An 18,443-nucleotide genomic window follows, 5' to 3' on the forward strand; every position below is an offset into this window, starting at 1 on the left:
CGCGATGCACGGTTGGATCATCATCGACAAGCCCTTGGGGCTGGGCAGCACGCAGGTCGTCTCCGCGGTCAAGCGCGCGCTGCGGCAGGGCGGCTACGGCAAGTTCAAGGTCGGCCATGGCGGCACGCTCGATCCGCTCGCGACCGGCGTGCTGCCGGTCGCGGTGGGCGAGGCGACCAAGCTCGCCGGGCGGATGCTCGACAGCGACAAGGTCTACGACTTCACGATCCGCTTCGGCGAGCAGACCGATACGCTGGATGCGGAGGGGGTGGTGATCGCGACGTCGGACATGCGGCCGACCGCGGCACAGGTCGCGGCGGTGCTGCCGCGCTTCACCGGGCCGATCACGCAGGTGCCGCCGGCCTATTCCGCGCTCAAGGTCGATGGCGCGCGGGCCTATGACTTGGCGCGAGCCGGGGAAGAGGTGGTGCTGGCCGGGCGGCAGGTGACGATCCACGCCCTCCATTCCTCCCCGGCACGGGGAGGGGGACCGTCCGCGCCAGCGGATGGTGGAGGGGGGCCTCCCCAAACGGTGTCGCGGGAGGAAGCCCCCCTCCACCATCCTGCGGATGGTCCCCCTCCCCGTACCGGGGAGGAATTGCATGAATTCACTCTTACTGCGCACGTCTCCAAGGGCACCTATATCCGCTCCCTCGCGCGCGACGTCGCGCTGGCGCTCGGCACGGTGGGGCACGTCACCATGCTCCGCCGCACCAAGGCGGGGCCGTTCACCCTCGCCCCCGCGATATCGCTGGACAAATTGGCTGAGGCCGGTATGGCGCGCAGCCTTGAACAATCACTCCTGCCGTTGAGGGCGGGGCTGGACGACATCCCGGCTCTACCCCTCACCCCCGATCAGGCAGGGGCGCTCCGCCAGGGGCGCGTTCTGAACGGGATCGCCGAGGACGATGGCCAATATTTCGCGTGTGACGGGGATATCCCGGTCGCGCTGATAGAGGTCGAGGCCGCAGAGGCCCGCGTCGTCCGTGGCTTCAACCTATGATGTCGAGGACTGACACATGACCATTACCGCAGAACGCAAGGCCGAAGTCGTCAAGGAACATGCTCGCCAGGAAGGCGACACCGGTTCGCCGGAAGTCCAGGTCGCGATCCTTTCGGAGCGCATCAAGAACCTGACCGAGCATTTCAAGGGTCACAAGAAGGACAACCATTCGCGCCGCGGGCTGCTGATGATGGTCAACAAGCGGCGCTCGCTGCTCGACTATCTCCGCAAGACCGATGGTCAGCGGTACCTCGACCTGATCGCGAAGCTCGGCCTTCGCAAGTAACGATGAGGGCGGCCTTCGGGTCGCCCTTTTCATATGTCCGTGCTACAGGCGGACATCACGGTTTCACGAATACCGGCATGAGCCGGGTAGCGGAGACGGGCAATTCGGCCCCGATCCACGGGAGCGACAAGACGCTCCATACCGACGCGGGCCGGCTAGCCCGCGATACAGGCCCCCCGCAGCATCTGGCTCGGGGAGTGAAGGAAAATACATGTTCAATGCCAAGAAGGTATCGATCGAGTGGGGCGGCCAGACGCTGACCCTCGAAACGGGCAAGGTTGCCCGCCAGGCCGACGGCGCGGTGATCGCGACGCTCGGCGAGACGGTCGTGCTCTGCGCCGTCACCGCGGCGAAGTCGGTGAAGGAAGGCCAGGATTTCTTCCCGCTGACCGTCCATTATCAGGAGAAGTTCTCCGCCAGCGGCCGCATCCCCGGCGGCTTCTTCAAGCGCGAGCGCGGCGCGACCGAGCGTGAGACGCTCGTCAGCCGCCTGATCGATCGTCCGATCCGCCCGCTGTTCCCCGAGGGTTTCTACAACGAGATCAACTGCATCGCGCAGGTGCTCAGCTATGACGGCGAAAACGAGCCCGATCTGCTGGCGATGATCGCCGCCTCCGCGGCGATGACGCTGTCGGGCGTGCCCTTCATGGGCCCGATCGGCGCGGCGCGCGTCGGCTACAAGGACGGCGAGTATCAGCTCAATCCGTCCGACGCCGAAGTCGCCACCGGCGACCTCGACCTGATGGTCGCGGCGACGCACGACGCGGTGATGATGGTCGAGTCCGAAGCCAACGAGCTGTCGGAAGACGTCATGCTCGGCGCCGTGATGTTCGCGCATCGCGCGTCGCAGGACGTGATCAACGCGATCATCAAGCTCGCCGAACAGGCCGCCAAGGAGCCCTGGGAGCTCAAGACCCAGGACGACAGCGCCGGCGTCAAAGCCAAGCTCAAGAAACTGATCGGCAAGGACCTGGAGGCGGCGTACAAGCTGACCGACAAGCAGGCCCGCCAGACCGCGATCAACGAAGCCCGTGCGAAAGCACGTGAAGGCATGGCCGACCTCAAGGACAGCGATCCCCAGTCCTATCTCGCCAGCCTCAAGCTGGTGAAGAAGCTGGAGGCGGACATCGTCCGCACCGCGATCCTCAAGACCGGTCGCCGCATCGACGGCCGCGACACCAAGACGGTCCGTCCGATCGAGGCGGAAGTCCACTTCCTGCCGCGCGCGCACGGTTCGGCGCTGTTCACCCGTGGCGAGACGCAGACGATCGCGACCACCACGCTCGGCACCCGCGACGCGGAGCAGATGATCGACGGCCTCGGCGGCCTGTCGTACCAGAATTTCATGCTCCACTATAACTTCCCGCCCTATTCGGTCGGTGAAGTCGGTCGCTTCGGTGCGCCGGGTCGCCGCGAAGTCGGCCACGGCAAGCTGGCATGGCGCGCGCTGCGCGCGGTGCTGCCGACCAAGGAGGAATTCCCGTACACGATCCGCGTCACCAGCGACATCACCGAGTCGAACGGCTCGTCGTCGATGGCGACGGTGTGCGGCGGCAGCCTGGCGATGATGGACGCCGGCGTGCCGCTGAAGCGTCCGGTCTCGGGCATCGCGATGGGCCTGATCCTCGAGGGCAAGGACTTCGCCGTCCTGTCGGACATCCTGGGCGACGAGGATCACCTCGGCGACATGGACTTCAAGGTCGCCGGCACCAGCGAGGGCATCACCGCGCTGCAGATGGACATCAAGATCTCCGGCATCACCGAAGAGATCATGAAGGTCGCGCTGGCACAGGCGCATGAGGGCCGCGCGCACATCCTCGGCGAAATGGCCAAGGCGCTGGGCGAGACCCGCTCGGAGCTGTCGGCGCACGCGCCGCGCATCGAGACCTTCTCGATCGACAAGTCGAAGATCCGCGAAGTCATCGGCACCGGCGGCAAGGTGATCCGCGAGATCGTCGCGCAGACCGGCGCCAAGGTCGACATCGACGACGAGGGCGTCATCAAGGTCTCCTCGTCCGATCCGGCGCAGATCGATGCCGCGATCAAGTGGATCAAGGGCCTCGTCGAGGAAGCGGAAGTCGGCAAGGTCTATGACGGCAAGGTCGTCAACCTCGTCGATTTCGGCGCCTTCGTGAACTTCATGGGCGGCAAGGACGGTCTCGTCCACGTCTCGGAAATCAAGAACGAGCGCGTCGAGAAGGTGTCCGACGTCCTGTCCGAAGGGCAGGAAGTGAAGGTCAAGGTTCTCGAGATCGATCCGCGCGGCAAGGTTCGCCTGTCGATGCGCGTCGTCGATCAGGAAACCGGCGCCGAGCTGGAGGACACGCGTCCGGCACGCGAACCGCGCGAAGGCGGCGGCAGGGAAGACGGGCGTGGTCCGCGCGGCCCGCGCAGCGGCGGCGGCGATCGTGACGGCGGTGGCCGTGGCGGCGATCGTGGTCCGCGTCGCGATGGCGGCGGGCGTGACGGCGGTGGCCGGGGTCCGCGCCGTGACGGCGGCGACCGTGGTCCCCGCAGCGAGGGCGGCGATCGCGGCCCGCGCAACGGCGGCGGCAACGACGACGGCCCCGCGCCCGAGTTCGCGCCGGCCTTCCTGACCGAAACGCGCGACTGATCCTTCGGATCGACGTGAGCAAGAGGGGTTCGGCAGCGATGCCGGGCCCCTTTTTCGTGGAGGGATGGCGGTGGCATGCGGCCGTTCGATCAAAGTCCTCGCCCTGGCGGGGGAGGACTTTAAGCCAAAAATTCCGATGGCGATCCCGTCTGGGGTCCGCCGTCAGGGTGTCGGCAGCGATACCGTCGCGCCGTCCCACAACCGTTCCGCGGCCTCGCGCAATTGCTCGGTCGACACCGGCTTGTCGCAGCGCGGCAGCGTGCGGTAGCGATCCGGGATGATCGCGGCGTCATAGCCGCTGGTGATCAGCACGCGCACCTGCGCGGCGAGCAACTGGTCGATCAGCGGATAGACCAACGTCTCGCGCAGATTGATGTCGAGGATCGCGACGTCGAGCGGCCCGGCGTCGACAAGCAGCCGCATCGCCTGCGACAGCGAGGCGACCGGCCCGACCACCCCCGCGCCGACCGCGCGCAATTCGCGCGCCAGATCGTCCGCGATCAGATATTCATCCTCGACGATGAGTATGGATCGCCCGGCCAGCGGTGATGCTGCTGCTGATGTCATTGAGCTACTCCCTGTAGAACAAGGGATAATGAATCAGTCGGCGGCGGCGTTAACATGGGTAAGCGAGCGGAAGCGACAAATGCTGTCAGGTTTCCCCATGTCATTCGCGCCATCCGCCAATCGCCTGATCACCCGGTTGCAGCATTATGTCGCGTTCGCCGACGACGAACGCGCGGCGATCGACGCGGCCTGCGCGGGACCGCCGCTCGTGGTGCGCCAGCGCCGCGACCTGATCCGCGAAGGCGACCGTCCGCGCGGCGTCAACCTGATCCTCGACGGCTGGGCGTTTCGCTACAAGACGCTGGAGGACGGTCGGCGGCAGATCATCGCCTTCCATTTGCCCGGCGATCTCTGCGACGTGCACGGCTATATCCTGCGCGAGATGGATCATTCGGTCGGCGCGCTGACCCCCGTCCGCTACGTCGAGATCGCGCGCGACCAGATCGAAGCGCTGGCGGCGCTCGGTCCGCGGGTCAGCCAGGCCTTGTGGTGGGACGGCCTGACCGGCGCGGCCATCCAGCGCGAATGGACGGTCAACCTCGGCCAGCGTGACGCGCTGGAACGACTGTCGCACCTGTTCTGCGAGCTGATCTTCCGCCTGCGTACCGTCGGCATGGTCGACGGCACGCGCTGCGAGATCCCGCTGACGCAGACCGACCTCGCCGAAGCGACGGGGATGACGCCGGTCCACGTCAACCGGATGGTGCAAGAGCTGCGCTCGCGCAATCTGATCCGCTGGAAAGGGCGCGAGTTCGAGGCGCTCGATCTTGACGGGCTGTGCGATGTCGCGATGTTCAATCCGGCCTATCTCCACCTCGATCACGAAGGACGGCATCTGGATGCCAACGGGTAATCCTCCCGCCATCGTCACCGCCGCTGCCGCCCCGCCCGCCATGTGCGGCCCGATCGACTGGCGCGCCACTGCCGAAGGGGGCAGCCTCGCCTTCGCCGCCGCCTGGTCGGTGCTGACCGGGCAGAGCGAGGCGGAGCGCGCGGGAAGCGGCTGGCTCGCCTGCCTCCATCCGGAGGATCATGCCGCGCTGACCGCCGGCTGGCAGCGCGCGCGCGCGACGCGGCTGTTCAGCGCCGATCTGCGCGTCGCCGCGGGCCCTGCGGGCGATTATCGCTGGCTGCGCGTGCAGGGCGTCCCCGCCGGCGACGGCACCGACGACTGGCGCGGCAGCGCGATCGACATTTCCGACCTGCACCAGCGGATTGCCGGCGAAAGCCGGCTGCGCGCCGCGCTCCACCACCGTATCCGCAACGCGATGGCGATCATCCGCTCGATCGCACGGCGCACCGCGGAGAATAGCGACACGGTGGAGGAATATCGCAGCCATTTCGACGGCCGCCTTGCCGCCTTCGCGCGGACGCAGAGCCATATCATGCGCGCCGGCGACCAGGGCGTCGACCTGGAGGGGCTGCTCGCCGACGCGCTGCTCGCGCATCAGGTCGGCGGCCGCGTCGGCTATGGCGGGCCGGAAGTGCGGTTGCCGCCGCGCCTCGCCGACCAGCTCGGCATCGCCTTTCACGAACTGACCGACAATGCCGTCCAGCACGGCGCGCTGCATCGCGACGACGGGCGACTCGACATCCGCTGGTGGACCGCGGCGACCGACGGCGTGCGCCAGCTCCACATCCGGTGGCACGAGGACCTGCCCGACGGCGGCGTCATGGCGCCCGTCGGCGAGGGCTTCGGGCTCGAACTGCTCACCCGCAGCCTGCGTTACGAGGTCGATGCGGCGGTGACGCTCGATTTCGCCGATCGCGGCATGCTCTGCACGATCGCCCTGCCGCTCGACGACGCAGGATAATGTCGCCCGGTTGATCCAATTGAATCCGGCATGCCGCGAAAACCGTTATATCCGAATCCTCTGCCGCGCAGACACATAGCGGCAGAGGACGATTTCGAACGGGAGGCGCGCCATGCAAATGTCAGCCGATATCGAATTCTACGTCCGCCGCGAACGCCAGGAACGACAGCTCGCCGAACGCGCGCGCGACACCGACGGTCGCCACGTCCATCTCGAACTCGCGCGATGCTACGCGCAGTTGATCGCCGACGCCGACGACAAACGCCACGATCCCGCGTGACCGCGGGGTAATCGCATAACAACGTCGGTGCGGGTTCGTCGTGTTCCCGGCCCTTCCCGGTCACCGCGGACCGGTTCGAGGCCTGTGAAAAACACCTCATGTACCCCGGCGAAGGCCGGGGCCCAGTTGGGAAGGTTGTGGTAAATTATCACAAACCTTCACCCAACTGGACCCCGGCCTGCGCCGGGGTACATGCTTAATGGGTCACGTACCGACTTTCGCAGGGACCCCGGAACCAGTTCGGTGTGACGGACCTGACGTGGGATCGGTGCGGCACACCGTGCCGCGCCCGATCCGCCGGTTCAGGCTCGTGCCGCGTCGTCGGGATGGCGCCATGCGACGACCTGCTGACGCTGCGTGCCGAGCGAATCGATCGCCAGCTCCATCACGTCGCCGGCCTTGAGGTAGATCGACTGCGGCTTCTTGCCCTCGCCGACGCCCGGCGGGGTGCCGGTGATCAGCAGGTCGCCGGGCAGCAAGGTGACATATTCGCTGACGTAGCTGATCAGCTGTTTGAGATCGAAGATCATCGTGCTGGTGTTGCCGGTCTGCATCCGCTCGCCGTTGACGTCGAGGTGCATGGCGAGCGCCTGGACGTCGCCGATCTCGTCGGGGGTCACCAGCCACGGGCCGACCGGGCAGAAGGTGTCGTGGCCCTTGCCCTTCGACCATTGCGTGCCGCGCTGCTTCTGGTTGAACCGCTCCGACACGTCGTTGGCGAGCACATAGCCGGCGACGTGATCGAGCGCCGCATCCTCGGACACGTAGCGGCAGGTCTTGCCGATGATCACGCCCAGCTCGACCTCCCAATCGCTGTGCGTCGAATCCCTGGGCAGCATGACGTCGTCGTTCGGACCGGACAGGCTGGACAGCGCCTTCATGAACATCATCGGCTCGGTCGGGATCGGCAGGTTCGATTCGATCGCATGGTCGCGATAGTTGAGGCCGACCGCAACGATCTTGCCGATGCCCCCGACCGGCACGCCGTAGCGCGGCGTCCCTTCGACCACCGGCAGCGCCGCGACATCGGCGGCACGCACCGTGGGGATCGCATCGACGGTGATGTCGGCGACGATGCCCGACAGGTCGCGGATGCGACCGGCATCGTCGACGAGGCCGGGCTGTTCCTGGCCGGGCTGGCCGAAGCGGCAGAGTTTCATGACGGGCTCTTTCGGTAAGAGGAAGAACGCTGGCAAACGCATGCGATGCCATGGTGTTGGGCCGCTCCGTACAGCCGCCGGCGCGATGGCGAAACCCCGCGAGCGCGCTGTGCCGCGGCGGCGGGTGCGCCGCGCGACGATCTTGCGGCCGTTTCGTGCGATTATACGTTACGCTGCGGCGCGCCGAATCGTTGCGCGGGGGAGAGACGGACGTGACCATTGCCGCCAGCGTACGATCTCCCGGCCGGGCGCGCGCGTGAACCGTCTCGCACCCGATGCGGACGACGCCCGCTTCATCCGCCGCATCGTCTACATCCTGGTCATCGCCGCGGTCGCCGCGGCTTTGTTCAAGGCGGGCAATCTGCTCATCCTCGCCTTCGGATCGATGCTCGGCGCGATCGCCATCCACGCCATCGCCGATCTCTACCGCGATCATCTGCGCGTTCCGGAGAGGGCGTCGGTCGGGCTGGGCATCGCCACCGCCTTCGGCATCGTCGGCTTCCTCGTCTGGCTGTTCGGGGTGCAGTTCCGCGAACAGGTCAACGTGCTCGTCACGCAATTGCCCGGCCTGCTCGACCAGCTCGCCGCCTGGGCCTCGCGCAGCCCGGTCGGCGCCAAGATCGTCGACGCGGTGCAACAGGCCTATGCCGGATCGCAGGCCGCGCAGGACGTCAGCGGGCTGGTGCAGGGCGGCGGCGAATTGCTGCTCAACAGCCTGCTGCTGCTCGTCGGCGCCGCCTTCTTCGCCGCCGATCCCGGTATCTACCAGCGCGGATTCCTGTTCCTGATCCCGCGCGGCAAGCGTCCGGCGATCGAGGATGCGCTGTTCGACGTCGGCTCGACGTTGCGGCTCTGGCTGCGCTCGTCGCTGATTCTGATGACCAGCATGGGCGTGCTGGTCGGCGTCGGCCTGTGGATCTCGGGCGTGCCGTCCGCCGCGGCGCTCGGCCTGCTCGCCGGCCTGTCGGAGTTCATCCCTTATATCGGCCCGACCGCGGCGATGGTCCCGGCACTGGGCCTCGCCGCGACGCAGGGTACCGGGCCGCTGATCGGCACGCTCGTCACTTATGCCGTCGTGCGGCTGATCCAGACCAATTTCATCACGCCCTACGTGCAGGCGCGCGTCATCTCGATCCCGCCGGCGATCACCGTCTTCGCGATCATCGGCATCGGCGTGATCTTCGGCATCTTCGGCCTGTTCTTCTCCGCGGCGCTGCTCGTGGTAATCTTTACGCTCGTGCGCAGCCTCTACCTGCGCGAGGTATTGGGCGAGGATATTCCGCGCAGTCGCCATCAAACGCTGCTCGGGCCGGACCTTACGCCGACCGATCCCGACGAGGATGTAAAAAAAGACTAACCCATGTGATCGGAGACCCCGCGGGATTAAACCCTAATTAACCTTTTGCCTTCAGATGTTCTTTGGTTAATGAATCGGGTCGAGCCGTGCAGCAGGGGTGCTCAGGGTATGGCCAGCAGGGGACGACGCGATGCGAGTGCTGTTGATCGAGGACGAGCCGACCACCGCCAAGGCGATCGAGCTGATGCTCGGGACCGAAGGCTTCAACGTCTACACCACCGATCTGGGCGAAGAGGGCCTGGATCTCGGCAAGCTGTACGATTACGATATCATCCTGCTCGATCTCAACCTGCCGGACATGCACGGCTATGACGTGCTCAAGAAGCTGCGCGTCGCCCGCGTCGCGACGCCGGTGCTGATCCTGTCGGGGATCAACGAGATGGACTCGAAGGTGCGCAGCTTCGGCTTCGGCGCGGACGATTACGTCACCAAGCCGTTCCATCGCGAAGAGCTGATCGCGCGCATCCACGCCGTCGTCCGCCGCTCGAAGGGGCACAGCCAGTCGGTCATCCGTACCGGCAAGCTCGCGGTCAATCTCGACGCCAAGACGGTCGAAGTCGACGGCAGCCGCGTCCACCTGACCGGCAAGGAATATGCGATGCTCGAGCTGCTCTCGCTGCGCAAGGGCACGACGCTGACCAAGGAGATGTTCCTTAACCATCTCTACGGCGGCATGGACGAGCCCGAGCTGAAGATCATCGACGTCTTCATCTGCAAGCTGCGCAAGAAATTGAGTCTCGCCTGCGAAGGCGAAAATTATATCGAGACGGTCTGGGGCCGCGGCTATGTGCTTCGCGAACCAGAGGAAATTGGCGCAGTCGCCTGATCTGACAATTGCTCCACGTCCGGCGAACAAGAGCTGCGGCATCCCCGATGCCGCAGCCTTTTTGTTGCGCTGCGGTCGCTCCCGTTGCGACCCGCTCCATCACCGTCGGCGCAAACCTTGATCGAGATCAGAAAGCGTGGCTGCCCAAACGTTAATTCCGCTTTAGAGAATCGTATAATAATCAGGGCTTACCAACCGAGGGGGGATAAGCTCATGCCGACGACGATCGATACCGCAACCAATCAGGCCGCCGTCACGGCCAAGTTCCTGATCACCGACGCGCTCGAATTGCTCGACGGCCTGTCCTCCTTCTCGGCACAGATCGCCGCGGTCCATCTCGCCCATGCGCTCGAGATGATCGACGCCGGCGGCGCCGCGCTCTGACCTGCCCGGGGAGCGGCTATTTCCGCTCCCAGACCTTATACCCGCCGACCCACGTCTCCTGTACCTTGGTGGCGCGCAGATCGGTCGGTGAGGCGAGCAGCGGATCGCGGTCGACGATGATGAAGTCCGCCTGCATGCCCGGCGCGAGCCGGCCGATGCGATCCTCGGCGAAGCCCGCATAGGCCGCGCCGCCGGTGAAGCCCCACCAGCCCTGTTCGCGCGTCACCGCCTCTTCGGGGCGCCAGCCGCCGAACGGCTGGCTGTCGGCGCCCTGCCGCGTGAACGATGCCGCCCAGCCCGCCCAGGGATCGGGCCGCTCGACCGGATAATCCGATCCGAACGCCAGCTTCGCGCCGTTCTTGAGCATCGAAGCCCAGGCATAGGCCCCCGCCAGCCGCTGCGGCCCCAGCCGCGCCTCCGCCATCACGCGATCGCTGGTCTCGTGCGTTGGCTGCATCGAGGCGATCGTGCCATATTTGCCGAACCGCGGAAGGTCGAGGGGATCGACGATTTGCGCATGTTCGACGCGCCAGCGGCGGTCGCCCTTATAGGTCTGCGCCATCTCGTCGATCGCATCGAGGACCTCGGCATTGGCGCGGTCGCCGATCGCGTGCACCGCGACCTGATAGCCGTCCATCGCCGCGCGGCTCATCAGATTGCGCAGCACCGTGTCGCTCATGAAGCCGGCGCCCGACTGGCCCGGCGCATCGGCATAGGGCGCCTTCAGCCACGCCCCGCGCGACCCCAAGGCGCCGTCGGCGTACAGCTTCACCCCGACCAGCTTGAGCTTGTCCGCGTACAGCCACGGCGTCGGCCCGGTGCCGCCGATCTGCACCGTCGTGTCGACGCCCATGCCATAGCTCATGATCCGCACGCGCAGCCCGCCGAGATCGCCGATGCGGCGATAGGTCAGCCAATCCTCGATGCTCGTCCCCATGTCGGCGGTGGCGGTGACGCCGTAGCTGAGCAGGATGGTCTGCGCCTTGACGAAGGCGGCGTTGCGATCCTTGCCGAGCGGCTGCGGCACCAGCTTGGCGACGAGGCTTTGCGCGGCGTCGACGAACACGCCGGCGGGCTGCCCCCCCGCCCCCTTCTCGATCCGGCCACCGGCGGGCGAGACGCTCTTGGCGGTGACGCCCGCCGCCTTCAGCGCGGCGCTGTTGCCCCAGCTCGCATGCCCATCGGCGCGCGCCAGCCACACCGGCCGGTCACCGACCGCCGCGTCGAGGTCCGCCGCGGTCGGGAAGCGACCCAGCCCCCAGGCCTCCTGGTTCCAGCCGCCGCCGATGATCCACGCCTTGTCGGGATTGGCGCGGGCGTAATCGGCGATCTTCGCCTGCGCCTCGGCGAGGCTCTTGGTGTCGGACAGATCGAGTTCGAGCGCGCGGAAGCCCAGTTCCATGACATGGCCGTGCGCGTCGATCATACCGGGCAGCAACGTCTTGCCCTTGAAGTCGACGCGCCAGTCGAGCTTGTCGGGGCGCTTGTCCTTGGCGCCGAGCAATTTGCCGACCTGCCCGTTGGCGGTGACCAGCATCGCCTGGAAGCGGACGACCTTGCCGTCCTTGTCGAGCGTCAGGCCGTTGACGTTATCGACGATGCCGTCCGCCCCCGCCGCCAGCGGCAGCATCGCCGCCGCTGCCAGTAGCATCGCCATCGCGCGGCGACGCGCGCGTCCGTTCAAAAACCGTGCCTGCATCCGTCCCGCATAAGCGGTGTTCCCCCGCCGCACCAGATGGTCTAGCGGGACCGATATGGCCTCGAACCCCGCCGCAACCGCATTGCCCGTCAGCATCGATGACGTCCGCGCCGCCCATGCCCGCATCCGCGACGCGATCGTCCGCACGCCGACGCTGATCAGCAAGACGCTGAGCGAAATGACCGGCGCCAAGGTCTATCTCAAGTTCGAGAACCTCCAGTTCACCGCCGCCTACAAGGAACGCGGCGCGCTCAACACGCTGCTGCAATTGTCGCCGGAGGCGCGCGCCAAGGGCGTCATCGCCGCCTCGGCGGGCAATCACGCGCAGGGCCTCGCTTATCACGCCAACCGGCTCGGCATCCCCGCGACGATCGTCATGCCGCGCACCACGCCGACGGTGAAGGTGATGCAGACCGAGGGCCACAAGGCCAACGTCGTGCTGGAGGGCGAGACGTTCGACGCCGCTTATGCGCATGCCCGCGTGCTCGAGGCGCAATGCGACTTCACCTTCGTCCACCCGTTCGACGACCCGCGCGTCATCGCCGGACAGGGCACCGCGGCGGTCGAGATGCTGGAGGACGTGCCGGGCCTCGACACGCTGCTGATCCCGATCGGCGGCGGCGGCCTCATATCGGGCACGTCGATCGTCGCGCGCGCCGCGGATCATGCGATCGAGGTGGTCGGCGTGCAGGCCGAGCTGTTCCCCTCGATGTACAACCGGATCAACGGCACCGATCTGCCCTGCGCCGGCGATACGCTCGCCGAGGGGATCGCGGTCAAGGAGCCGGGCGGCATCACCGCGCGGATGGTCGCCGAGCTGGTCGACGACATCGTGCTGGTCGGCGAACGCAATCTGGAGGAAGCGGTCAGCCTGCTGCTCCAGATCGAGAAGACCGTGGTCGAGGGCGCCGGCGCCGCCGGCCTCGCCGCGCTGATGGCCTATCCCGAGCGGTTCAGGGGCCGCACCGTCGGCATCATCCTGTGCGGCGGCAATATCGATACGCGGCTGCTCGCCAACGTGCTGCTGCGCGACCTCGCCCGCTCGGGGCGGCTGGCGCGGCTGCGCGTGCGGCTACAGGACCAGCCGGGCGCGCTGTTCAACGTCGCGCGCATCTTCGACGCGCAGCGCGTCAACATCATCGAAGTCTATCATCAGCGCATCTTCACCTCGCTACCGGCCAAGGGCCTGTTCACCGAGATCGAATGCGAGGCGCGCGACCGCGACCACCTCAACCGCCTGATCGCCGCACTGCGCGAAGGCGGCTACGAGACGAGCATGGTCGAGCAGGCGTAACGGCGTCTGGGCGCTCGCGACAGGTTGGAGAGGATGAATAACGACGCTCCCGCCCTGTCCTCCCCCTCCGTCACGGCTTCGCCGCGCCACCTCCCCCTGGCGGGGGAGGAATGGGTTCGCCGTCGCCCTGACGCACCAATCATAGAATATCCGATTGAAAGTCCTCCCCCGCCAGGGGGAGGTGGCAGCGCGAAGCGCTGACGGAGGGGGAGGATAGAGTGGAAGCTCAACGATCAAGCTACCCCGACCTCCCCTGGCGGCGCACAAACCACCGCACACACGAAAACGGGGGCCGCGCCGTGGCGCAGCCCCCGTCTCATCAGGTCGAACCGTCAGCTTAGTTGCTGTCGGAATCGCCGTCCTGCACGACAGCGACGACGCCGATCGCGACAACGCCGGCAACGATGAGCGCTGCGAGCAGACCGCCACCGGCCAGTTCGCTCTTCTTCGACGACGGCGCGCTGGCGCGGACCGACTTGGCGACCGACAGCGACGCTGCGGGGTTGGCAGGCGCGGCGCTAGCGGCGACCGGAGCGGCAATCATCGCCAAGGCGGCGAGCGAACCAGCGAAAGACTTCGACATAAACAAAACTCCAAGCGGAATGGATACCGGGAACGACCGGTTACCAACTTTGTTCCTGCAGCGCAACATCGTCCCGTTTTGGAGCCGACTATGGTTGCGGCAACACACTTAGCCAAAAATTAACCTTTTTTGACCCGAATGCCACTTTGCAGCGCGCCGCGGTGCATTCATAGATCGACGGCACCGCATCGCGCGTGGCACGTTCCAGGGGATTGCCGGCGGTGACTGCGCCTTTCCGTTTTCCGCGCTTTTTCGTCACGACCCCTGCGCCCTGCCCTTATCTGCCGGGGCGTCAGGAGCGCAAGGTCTTTACCGAATTGAGCGGCCCGCACGCCGGCGAACTCAACGACGCGCTGAGCCGTATCGGCTTTCGCCGGTCGCAGGGCGTCGCCTATCGTCCGTCCTGCGCGGGCTGCACCGCCTGCGTCTCGGTCCGCATCGTCACGCAGGATTTCGCGCCCAATGCGAGCCAGCGCAAGCTGCTGCGCCGGAACGGCGATCTCGAGATCGCCGTATGCCGCCCGTGGGCGACCGATGAGCAATTCCAGTTGCTGCGCCGCTATCTCGCCGCGCGCCACCCCGGCGGCGGCATGGCCGGGATGGACGAGGACGATTACGCCGACATGATCGAACATTCGCCGGTCAATTCGGTGATCGTCGAATATCGCACCCGCACCACCGACGGGTCGCGCGGCGAGCTGGTCGGCGCCTGCCTCACCGATCGGCAGGCGGACGGATTGTCGATGATCTACAGCTTCTTCGCCGCCGACGAAGAGGGTGCGGAGGCACGGCCCGGACTCGGCAACGTCATCATCATGGATCATATCGCCCGCGCCCGCGATTCGGGGCTGCCGTTCGTCTATCTCGGTTATTGGGTAAAGGGCTCGGCGCGGATGGCCTACAAGACGCGCTACCGTCCGCTCGAAGTGCTCGGGCCGAACGGCTGGCGGCTGCTCACCGACGAGGATGTCGTCGCCGCACCGGCCCGCGAGCCGGCGCTCACCGCCGCCTGAGCGGACGGATCAGGTCGGGTCGCTCTCTTCCCCGACCGTCGCCCCCTCGGTGACGAAGCGCTGCGGCGCGACGCTGCCGAGATGGACGCGCACCCCCGCCGCGACGGTGATCCGCGGCGCGGCCGCTGCCGGGGCCGCAGCGCCGGCCGGCACGTCGGGGCGGACGATCGCCGCCACCTGACCGCGGTGCACGGTGACGCCGCCGTCCTCGCCGCTGTCGCGATACAGCGCCGCGGTCTGCACCGCCGCGTCGGCGATATCGGGTTGCAACGGCAGCGGCTCGACCCCGGCATAGGACGCGCGGAAGCTCAGCGCCCCCTCCATCGCGCCGCGCCAGCGGTAGAAGATATGCGCGCCGACCGCGCCGATGCGGGCGAGGCTGGGCGCCCACCACGGCAGGATCGCATTGGTGTGGTAGAAGGTCGCCGCCCCGATCGGCGCATAGACGCTGCCCGCCAGCGCCGCCTCGGCCACCGCGCGCGCACGTTGCCAGGCGCCGGGATCGCGGCGATAGGCCATCGATCCGTCGCAGGTGAAGGAGAATTGGCAACCGGTGCGCCGCTGCGACCCCTGGAACACCACGCCGCAGACGCTGTGGGGAAAGGCGCGATCGCGCACGCGGTTGAGCACCACCTGCGCGACCGCGCGCTGGCCGTCGAGCGGCTCGGATCGCGCTTCGTAATAGACCGCTGCGGTCAGGCAGTCGGCGGCGCGCGCCGCATCGTCCTGGCTCTGCGCCTGTGCGAGAAAGGCGGGCGCGGCCTGCACGAAGGCGGGCGCGGCGTCATCGCCGACCGAGGCCCGCAACGTCGCGGGCAAACCCGCGAGCCCCGGCGTATCGAGTGCCAGCGCATGCAGCAACTGCCGCGGGTTCGCCACCGGCTGCGCCTGTCCGCCGGCGGTTGCGGCCTCGCGATGCGGCGCACACGACGATGCGGCCAGCAACGCCAGCCCCAAAAACCCCCGTCCGATTATCGAATTTCGCCAGCGCTTCACGCGACCGGCGATAGAGGCCCCGGCTTATGATCGGGTTAACCGGGACTGGTCCCAAATCCACCCCGTCACCCCGGCCTTGAGCCTTGGTCCCGCTTCTTCGCAACGGCGGGAAGAAGCGGGATGCCGGATCAATTCCCGCATGACGGGATAGACGTGTGGTTGCCAGACGTGCGTTCGTCCCGCCGGGCTCCCGCTTACTCAGGAGCCCGGAGCAGCGACATCACGCCAGCGTACGCACCTTCGATTCGCGGTCCCAATACCGCTGCTTCGCCGCTTCGACGAAGCCGCCGAGATCGGTCACGCCCTCGTCCGCCTCGACACCTGCCTTGTCGAGCAGCGGCTTGGCCTCGGCGTTGAAGCCGATCGCCTTGAGATGCCCGAAGGCGTCCATCACCCATTGCACCGCGGCGGCTTCCTTGACGAGCTTGGCGGTCGCCGCCTCCGACAGGATGACCGCACAGGCGTCGAGCGTCGCCGAGGGCTGGCCGAACAGCTGCGAATCCGCCGCCACCGACGATCCATCCGACAGCGGCACCTTGCCGACCTTGGGCGCGACCACAACCGCGCGACCGCCAGCTTCCTTCACCGCCGCCTTGAGCGAGGCGAGCGCCGCCGCATCGCTGCCGTCGGCGATCAGGATACCGACCGAACGCCCTTCCAGCGTATGCCTTTCGAGCGGCCCGCGGATGATCCGCAGCGCCGGCGACGGTTCCATGTCGAGCACCGGTGCCGCGGTCGGCGACGCCTCGGGCAGGTCCATCGCCAGCCCGTCGGCGACGCGAGCCGCGAGGTCCTCGTCGACGTTGCGCAGATTGGCCATCATCGCAATGCGGATATGCTCCAGCCCGACCTTCGACAGTTCGAACACCAGGGCAGAGGCCATATGCGCCTGCTCCGCCGGGTCCATCGAGCGGAAGAACAAGCGCGCCTGGCTGTAGTGATCGGCGAAGCTCTCCGGGCGGATACGCAGCTTCTGGCCCTGCTCTTCCGACGGGAAGGTTTTGTAGCCCTTGTCCGCATCCTCGCGCGCGCCGCCTTCCTCGCCGACCTGGGCGAGGCTGTTGGGCTCGTAATTGGCCCGGCCCTTGGGCACCGCCATCTGCATGTGACCGTCGCGCTGCTGGTTCATGAACGGGCAGCCCGCCGCCGCGGCGCGACCCTTGGCCGAGTTGATCGGCAGTTGGTGGAAGTTCACCGACCCCAGCCGCGACAATTGCGTATCGGTGTAGGAGAACAGCCGCCCCTGGAGCAGCGGATCGTTGGAGAAGCCGATGCCCGGCACGACATGGCTCGGTACGAACGCCGCCTGCTCGGTCTCGGCGAAGAAATTGTCGGGATAACGATCGAGCACCATCTTCCCGACGATCTTCACCGGCAGCACTTCCTCAGGGATGATCTTGGTCGCGTCGAGCACGTCATAAGGCTGGCTGTTGGCGAAGTCCTCGTCGAACAGCTGGACGCCCAACTCCCAGGTCGGGAAGTCGCCGCGATCGATGCTCTCGAACAGGTTGCGGCGCTGGAAGTCGGGATCGGCACCGGCGACCTTGACGGTCTCGTCCCAGATCGTCGACGCGAGGCCCGCCTTCGGCTTCCAGTGGAACTTGACGAAGGTGCTCTTCCCCTCCTTGTTGATGAAGCGGAAGGTGTGGACGCCGAACCCCTCCATATTGGCGAAGGTGCGCGGCAGCGTCCGGTCCGACATCGCCCACATGATCATATGGGTCGATTCGGGCATCAGGCTGATGAAGTCCCAGAAGGTATCGTGCGCGGTAGCCGCCTGCGGATAGCCGCGGTCGGCCTCCATCTTGGCGGCGTGGATCAGATCGGGGAATTTGATCGCGTCCTGGATGAAGAACACCGGGATGTTGTTGCCGACGAGGTCCCAATTGCCCTCGCGCGTGTAGAATTTGACCGCGAAGCCGCGCACGTCGCGCGGCGTGTCGACCGAGCCGGCACCGCCCGCGACGGTCGAGAAGCGGGTGAACACCTCGGTGCGCTGGCCCTTCTTCTGGAACAGGTCGGCGACGGTGATGTCGGCGAGGCTTTCGGTGCATTCGAAATAGCCGTGCGCCGCAGACCCGCGCGCGTGGACGATGCGCTCGGGGATGCGCTCGTGGTCGAAATGATTGATCTTCTCGCGATAGACCTCGTCCTCCAGCAGCACCGGACCGCGCGCACCGGCCTTGAGCTGGTTCTGGTTGTCGGAGATCGGCGTGCCGTGGTTGGTGGTCAGCACGGGATGATCGGCATCGGTGCGCTGATGCGTCTCGCCGCCGTTGCCGGGGTTCAGGGCCAGGGTATCGGTCATCGGGGTATCTCGCATCGAAGGGATGGTTCCCGCCCTCAACGAAGCTGGCCTGCGTCAGTGCCTTCGCGCCGGAAACTTTAGCAGGGGCCGGCCTGAACTCGCTTGCAATTCCTCCCCCCGCCAGGGGGAGGTGGCGCCGCGAAGCGGTGACGGAGGGGGAGGATACGGTGAGTGTGCCGTGTGCGGAGACGCCCCCTCCACCAGCTTCGCTGGTCCCCCTCCCCCGCTAAAGCGAGCGAGGAATTAAAGCACCGATAAG

General features: G+C 66.9%; 17 protein-coding genes. 11 read left to right on the forward strand and 6 right to left on the reverse strand.

Translation table 11 applies throughout. From position 1 onward, the window contains the following. The first annotated feature begins 4 nt into the window (after positions 1 to 4). The 3 genes from truB (at position 5) to pnp (ending at position 3,903) form a co-directional block, all read left to right on the forward strand. Positions 5 to 1,003, forward strand: a complete 999-nt coding sequence (truB, locus tag ACLBWH_RS10005; RefSeq protein WP_322850068.1) for a tRNA pseudouridine(55) synthase TruB — start codon at positions 5 to 7, stop codon at positions 1,001 to 1,003. Between the two features lie 16 nt (positions 1,004 to 1,019). After that, positions 1,020 to 1,289: a 30S ribosomal protein S15 gene (gene rpsO / locus ACLBWH_RS10010; RefSeq protein ID WP_038663138.1), complete on the forward strand. Its 270-nt coding sequence runs from the start codon at positions 1,020 to 1,022 to the stop codon at positions 1,287 to 1,289. 211 nt (positions 1,290 to 1,500) lie between these two features. Next, complete coding sequence (gene pnp / locus ACLBWH_RS10015) at positions 1,501 to 3,903, forward strand: polyribonucleotide nucleotidyltransferase (protein WP_322850069.1); 2,403 nt, start codon at positions 1,501 to 1,503, stop codon at positions 3,901 to 3,903. A gap of 162 nt (positions 3,904 to 4,065) precedes the next feature. On the opposite strand, the gene ACLBWH_RS10020 is transcribed toward pnp, so the two are convergent. Continuing rightward, complete coding sequence (locus ACLBWH_RS10020; RefSeq protein ID WP_447798558.1) at positions 4,066 to 4,470, reverse strand: response regulator; 405 nt, start codon at positions 4,468 to 4,470, stop codon at positions 4,066 to 4,068. Between the two features lie 97 nt (positions 4,471 to 4,567). Here ACLBWH_RS10020 and ACLBWH_RS10025 point away from each other — a divergent pair, with 97 nt between their 5' ends. From ACLBWH_RS10025 to ACLBWH_RS10035, 3 genes are all read left to right on the forward strand, one after another. Further along, entirely contained in the window at positions 4,568 to 5,323 is a 756-nt protein-coding gene (locus tag ACLBWH_RS10025; protein ID WP_447798560.1) for a Crp/Fnr family transcriptional regulator, read from the forward strand. After that, entirely contained in the window at positions 5,310 to 6,284 is a 975-nt protein-coding gene (locus ACLBWH_RS10030) for a sensor histidine kinase (RefSeq protein WP_447798562.1), read from the forward strand. Before ACLBWH_RS10025 ends, ACLBWH_RS10030 begins: the two co-directional genes overlap by 14 nt. Positions 6,285 to 6,402: 118 nt before the next feature. Further along, entirely contained in the window at positions 6,403 to 6,564 is a 162-nt protein-coding gene (locus ACLBWH_RS10035; protein ID WP_447798564.1) for a hypothetical protein, read from the forward strand. Between the two features lie 302 nt (positions 6,565 to 6,866). Here ACLBWH_RS10035 and ACLBWH_RS10040 read toward each other — a convergent pair whose 3' ends face one another. Then, a complete protein-coding gene (locus ACLBWH_RS10040; RefSeq protein ID WP_322850074.1) occupies positions 6,867 to 7,724 on the reverse strand; it encodes a fumarylacetoacetate hydrolase family protein in 858 nt (285 codons plus the stop codon). A 256-nt stretch (positions 7,725 to 7,980) separates the two neighbouring features. Here ACLBWH_RS10040 and ACLBWH_RS10045 point away from each other — a divergent pair, with 256 nt between their 5' ends. The 3 genes from ACLBWH_RS10045 (at position 7,981) to ACLBWH_RS10055 (ending at position 10,291) form a co-directional block, all read left to right on the forward strand. Continuing rightward, positions 7,981 to 9,081: an AI-2E family transporter gene (locus ACLBWH_RS10045; protein ID WP_447798566.1), complete on the forward strand. Its 1,101-nt coding sequence runs from the start codon at positions 7,981 to 7,983 to the stop codon at positions 9,079 to 9,081. Between the two features lie 130 nt (positions 9,082 to 9,211). After that, a complete protein-coding gene (gene ctrA / locus ACLBWH_RS10050; protein ID WP_038663154.1) occupies positions 9,212 to 9,907 on the forward strand; it encodes a response regulator transcription factor CtrA in 696 nt (231 codons plus the stop codon). A 213-nt stretch (positions 9,908 to 10,120) separates the two neighbouring features. Beyond that, on the forward strand, positions 10,121 to 10,291 hold the full coding sequence (locus ACLBWH_RS10055; protein WP_322850076.1) for a hypothetical protein: 171 nt from the start codon (positions 10,121 to 10,123) through the stop codon (positions 10,289 to 10,291). A gap of 16 nt (positions 10,292 to 10,307) precedes the next feature. On the opposite strand, the gene ACLBWH_RS10060 is transcribed toward ACLBWH_RS10055, so the two are convergent. Beyond that, positions 10,308 to 11,990, reverse strand: a complete 1,683-nt coding sequence (locus ACLBWH_RS10060; protein WP_322850077.1) for an amidohydrolase — start codon at positions 11,988 to 11,990, stop codon at positions 10,308 to 10,310. Between the two features lie 55 nt (positions 11,991 to 12,045). On the opposite strand from ACLBWH_RS10060, the gene ACLBWH_RS10065 reads away from it, so the two are divergent. Next, a complete protein-coding gene (locus tag ACLBWH_RS10065) occupies positions 12,046 to 13,284 on the forward strand; it encodes a threonine ammonia-lyase (RefSeq protein WP_322850078.1) in 1,239 nt (412 codons plus the stop codon). A gap of 337 nt (positions 13,285 to 13,621) precedes the next feature. Here ACLBWH_RS10065 and ACLBWH_RS10070 read toward each other — a convergent pair whose 3' ends face one another. After that, positions 13,622 to 13,867, reverse strand: a complete 246-nt coding sequence (locus ACLBWH_RS10070) for a hypothetical protein (RefSeq protein ID WP_038663159.1) — start codon at positions 13,865 to 13,867, stop codon at positions 13,622 to 13,624. A gap of 221 nt (positions 13,868 to 14,088) precedes the next feature. Between ACLBWH_RS10070 and ACLBWH_RS10075 the strand changes: the two genes are divergently transcribed. After that, a complete protein-coding gene (locus ACLBWH_RS10075; protein WP_322850079.1) occupies positions 14,089 to 14,880 on the forward strand; it encodes an arginyltransferase in 792 nt (263 codons plus the stop codon). 9 nt (positions 14,881 to 14,889) lie between these two features. On the opposite strand, the gene ACLBWH_RS10080 is transcribed toward ACLBWH_RS10075, so the two are convergent. Next, positions 14,890 to 15,876, reverse strand: a complete 987-nt coding sequence (locus tag ACLBWH_RS10080; protein ID WP_447798569.1) for a cell wall hydrolase — start codon at positions 15,874 to 15,876, stop codon at positions 14,890 to 14,892. A 220-nt stretch (positions 15,877 to 16,096) separates the two neighbouring features. After that, entirely contained in the window at positions 16,097 to 18,184 is a 2,088-nt protein-coding gene (locus tag ACLBWH_RS10085; protein WP_447798570.1) for a catalase, read from the reverse strand. Between the last annotated feature and the right edge of the window lie 259 nt (positions 18,185 to 18,443).

The organism is Sphingomonas sp. M6A6_1c (assembly GCF_053345135.1).

What these genes read in the sequence shown, in the direction of transcription:
- rpsO (WP_038663138.1), top strand. Translation starts at nt 1,020, where the DNA reads ATGACCATTACCGCAGAACGCAAGGCCGAAGTCGTCAAGGAACATGCT.
- ACLBWH_RS10070 (WP_038663159.1), bottom strand. Translation starts at nt 13,867, where the DNA reads ATGTCGAAGTCTTTCGCTGGTTCGCTCGCCGCCTTGGCGATGATTGCC.
- truB (WP_322850068.1), top strand. Translation starts at nt 5, where the DNA reads ATGCACGGTTGGATCATCATCGACAAGCCCTTGGGGCTGGGCAGCACG.
- ACLBWH_RS10060 (WP_322850077.1), bottom strand. Translation starts at nt 11,990, where the DNA reads ATGCAGGCACGGTTTTTGAACGGACGCGCGCGTCGCCGCGCGATGGCG.
- ACLBWH_RS10065 (WP_322850078.1), top strand. Translation starts at nt 12,046, where the DNA reads ATGGCCTCGAACCCCGCCGCAACCGCATTGCCCGTCAGCATCGATGAC.
- ACLBWH_RS10040 (WP_322850074.1), bottom strand. Translation starts at nt 7,724, where the DNA reads ATGAAACTCTGCCGCTTCGGCCAGCCCGGCCAGGAACAGCCCGGCCTC.
- ACLBWH_RS10020 (WP_447798558.1), bottom strand. Translation starts at nt 4,470, where the DNA reads ATGACATCAGCAGCAGCATCACCGCTGGCCGGGCGATCCATACTCATC.
- ACLBWH_RS10025 (WP_447798560.1), top strand. Translation starts at nt 4,568, where the DNA reads ATGTCATTCGCGCCATCCGCCAATCGCCTGATCACCCGGTTGCAGCAT.
- ctrA (WP_038663154.1), top strand. Translation starts at nt 9,212, where the DNA reads ATGCGAGTGCTGTTGATCGAGGACGAGCCGACCACCGCCAAGGCGATC.
- ACLBWH_RS10085 (WP_447798570.1), bottom strand. Translation starts at nt 18,184, where the DNA reads ATGACCGATACCCTGGCCCTGAACCCCGGCAACGGCGGCGAGACGCAT.
- ACLBWH_RS10035 (WP_447798564.1), top strand. Translation starts at nt 6,403, where the DNA reads ATGTCAGCCGATATCGAATTCTACGTCCGCCGCGAACGCCAGGAACGA.
- ACLBWH_RS10055 (WP_322850076.1), top strand. Translation starts at nt 10,121, where the DNA reads ATGCCGACGACGATCGATACCGCAACCAATCAGGCCGCCGTCACGGCC.
- pnp (WP_322850069.1), top strand. Translation starts at nt 1,501, where the DNA reads ATGTTCAATGCCAAGAAGGTATCGATCGAGTGGGGCGGCCAGACGCTG.
- ACLBWH_RS10030 (WP_447798562.1), top strand. Translation starts at nt 5,310, where the DNA reads ATGCCAACGGGTAATCCTCCCGCCATCGTCACCGCCGCTGCCGCCCCG.